The sequence below is a fragment of the Streptomyces hainanensis genome, from assembly GCF_004348415.1.
Classification (GTDB): Bacteria; Actinomycetota; Actinomycetes; order Streptomycetales; family Streptomycetaceae; genus Streptomyces; species Streptomyces hainanensis.
The window spans coordinates 1-2966 of sequence record NZ_SMKI01000676.1; the positions used below are offsets into that span (position 1 = coordinate 1).

At 72.1% G+C, this 2966-nt stretch carries 5 protein-coding genes; all 5 read left to right on the top strand.

Annotation, left to right across the window (positions count from 1 at the left end; all coding sequences use genetic code 11):
* Positions 1-94 precede the first annotated feature (94 nt).
* Positions 95-412 carry a hypothetical protein gene (locus E1283_RS34545; protein ID WP_165956353.1) on the top strand — a complete coding sequence of 106 codons (318 nt, stop codon included), beginning with the start codon at positions 95-97 and terminating at the stop codon, positions 410-412.
* The gene (locus tag E1283_RS34550; RefSeq protein ID WP_132822118.1) at positions 409-834 is read left to right on the top strand and encodes a roadblock/LC7 domain-containing protein; all 426 of its coding nucleotides are present in this window, start codon (positions 409-411) and stop codon (positions 832-834) included. Before E1283_RS34545 ends, E1283_RS34550 begins: the two co-directional genes overlap by 4 nt.
* An 11-nt stretch (positions 835-845) precedes the next feature.
* A complete protein-coding gene (locus E1283_RS34555; RefSeq protein ID WP_132822119.1) occupies positions 846-1220 on the top strand; it encodes a DUF742 domain-containing protein in 375 nt (124 codons plus the stop codon).
* Positions 1201-1797, top strand: a complete 597-nt coding sequence (locus tag E1283_RS34560) for a GTP-binding protein (protein ID WP_132822120.1) — start codon at positions 1201-1203, stop codon at positions 1795-1797. Before E1283_RS34555 ends, E1283_RS34560 begins: the two co-directional genes overlap by 20 nt.
* A 353-nt stretch (positions 1798-2150) precedes the next feature.
* A complete protein-coding gene (locus E1283_RS34565; RefSeq protein WP_132822121.1) occupies positions 2151-2909 on the top strand; it encodes a nucleotidyl cyclase domain-containing protein in 759 nt (252 codons plus the stop codon).
* Positions 2910-2966: the final 57 nt, after the last annotated feature.

The window sequence follows — 2966 nt, forward strand, 5'->3', positions numbered from 1 at the left end:
GGCCCCGGTCCCGGCCCCGCCGCCGCCGTACCCGGGCACGACGTCGCCGCGCCCCGAGTCGGCGGGGACGCCGCCCCGCTGGGAGGAGCCGCGCATGCCCGACAACGTCGAGCCGATACGCAACGATCCCCCGGACCCGGCACGTTCGGAACGGCCGAAGCGGGCGCCGAAGCAGCTGCCGCGCCGGATCCGCCAGGCGAGCATGCAACCGGAGCTGCTGCACCCCGTGACCCCGGCGGCGCCCGAGGCGGCGCCCGGCGAGCGCACGGCCGAGGAGGCACGCCGACTGATGTCGACGTACCAGCGCCAGTCGCAGCGCGGGCGCGCCGCCGCGGAGCGGGAACAGGACGGCGGACAAGACGACGTGGCCGGTGACTGGCCGAGCCGAGAAGGGCAGTGGGACCCGCGATGACGCAGATGCCGAAACAGGTCACGGACCTCAACTGGATGCTGGACGACCTCGTGCGGCGCGTCCCCAGAACGCGGCACGCCCTCGTGTTGTCGGCCGACGGACTGGTGATCGCCCACTCGCACGCCCTCGGTCGTGAGGACGCCGAACACATCTCGGCCGTGGCCTCCGGCTTCCAGAGCCTGGCCAAGGGCTTCGGGCTCCGCTTCGCCGGCGGTCCCGTGCGGCAGACGATCGTCGAACTGGAGGGCCTCTTCCTGTTCGTGACGGGGGCGGGGCAGGGCGCCTGCCTCGCCATCCTGGGGGAGGCGGACATCGACGTCGGCCTCGTCGCCTACGAGATGAACCTGATCGTCAAGCGTGTCGGTGAATACCTCGCCGCGGCGCCACGCCACGCGGCCGCGGTCTCGCCGTCGTCCTCCTGAGGTGCGGGCCCATGTCCGAACCGGAGGAATCATGGTGGGACGTGGAGGCGGGCCCCATCGTGCGCTCGTTCGCGCGAACCGGCGGCCGGACCCGGCCCAGCCGGGACGAGTTCAACCTGATCACCCTGATCGTCGCCACGAACCCCGACCCGGCCCGCCCGGGTCTCGAACCGGAGCACGTCGCGATCCTGCGCATGTGCGCGGGCAGCCCGCTCTCCGTCGCCGAGATCTCCGCTCGGCTGGACATGACCGTGACAGTGACCAAGGTCCTGCTCGGAGACCTACTCGATACGGGGGCCATCCAGACCCGCGCGCCGATCGCGCTGGCCGAGGCCCCGGACATCCAGCTTCTTCAGGCGGTACTCGATGGCATTCGCAGGCTTTGAGCGGCATCCCGGCTCCGGCGGCCTCCCGACGGCGGTCAAGATCCTGATCGCCGGCGGGTTCGGCGCCGGGAAGACCACCATGGTTGGTTCCGTCAGCGAGATCTCCCCGCTGCGCACCGAGGAGGTGATCACCCGGACGAGCGAGGGCGTGGACGACCTCAGCGGCGTGGAGGGCAAGACCACGACGACCGTGGCCATGGACTTCGGCCGCATCACGATCAGCCGGGACCTGGTGCTGTATCTCTTCGGCACCCCGGGGCAGGACCGCTTCTGGTTCATGTGGGACGAGTTGGCGCTCGGCGCCCTCGGGGCCATCGTGCTGGCCGACACCCGGCGACTCGAGGACTGCTTCCCCGCCGTCGACTACTTCGAGCACCGCGGCACGTCGTTCGTCGTCGCCGTCAACCGCTTCCACGGCACCTGCGACTACGACGCCGACGAGGTACGCCACGCCCTCGACCTCGACCCGCGGGTGCCGGTGGTGATGTGCGACGCCCGCTCCCGCGACTCCAGCAAGCTCGCCCTGATCACCCTCCTCGAACACACCATGGCGAACCGGATGTCGGCCAGCCGCTGAGCGCTTCGGGGAGCCGCTTGGGGTGCGCGGCGAGGCAGGCGGTGCCGACGTTGAGGTGCCGGGCCCTTCGGGGGCGGGCCCGCCGGCGGCCGTGAGCGAGGTTCGACGTGACTGATCCGGGCGAGTGGCCACCGGCGCGGCAGGAAGGCCGCCACGTTCGACGACGGGACGTGAACCCGGGGGAACGGCCCACACGTCGCGAATCCGGCCGCCCGAGGCACCCCCACCATGTCGCCCACGGCGACCGGGATTCGGGTCCCGGGCCTGTGCGTCACTTGGCGTAGACGCCCAGGCTGGCTGTCGTCGTAGCCTGCTAGCCTCAGCGGCCCGTCGGGGATGTGGGAGGACGGTCAATGGGGGTCGAGTTCAGGCAGTGCTGGATCCTGGTGCTGGACATCGAGGGCTTCAGCAAGCGCACCGACCCGATTCAGGAGTCGCTGCGGGCGGCGATGTACGAGGTGTTACGGGAGGCCCTGGTCCGGTCAGGACTGTCCGTCGACGAGATCGCGATGGAGGACCGGGGCGACGGCGTGCTCATGATCGCGCCCGCCTCGGTCTCGCCGGTCACGTTGGCGGGCAGCTTCGTTCGGGCCCTGGACGACGAACTGGTCGGCAAGGCCGCGGTGTTCAACCAGGACCACGCCATGCGGTTCCGGCTGGCGCTGCACCAGGGACTGGCCGCGCCGGATGCCCGGGGCTGGGTGGGTGACGCGGTCAACACCGCCTGCCGGTTGGTGGACGCCGGGCCGCCGCGGGCGGTGCTGACGGCGGCGACCAGGGCCCGCATGGTCTTCGTCGTCTCCGACGAGATCCACCGCTCGGTGATCCGCCACGGGCACCGCGCGATCGATCCGGCGGCGTACCTGCCGATCCGCTTCGCCACCAAGCACGGCGAGACCATCACCGGGTGGGTGACCGTGCCGGGGTACGCCGCCCCGCCCGGACTCGAAGAGACCGGGGCGGCGGAGCCACCCGAACGGGCCGCCGCGCCGAGCGGCGCCCCGACCGCCGCGCCGGCGCGCGTCAGTCTCAGCGCCGGCGTGGTCCACGGTGACCAGGTCGCCGGGGACAAGAACGTGACCGTGCACACGTCGGGCCCGGTCCGGCCATGACGGCGAACGCGGAGGCCACACCACCATCCCCGCCGGGCGGCGCGTCAGAGGGGGCCG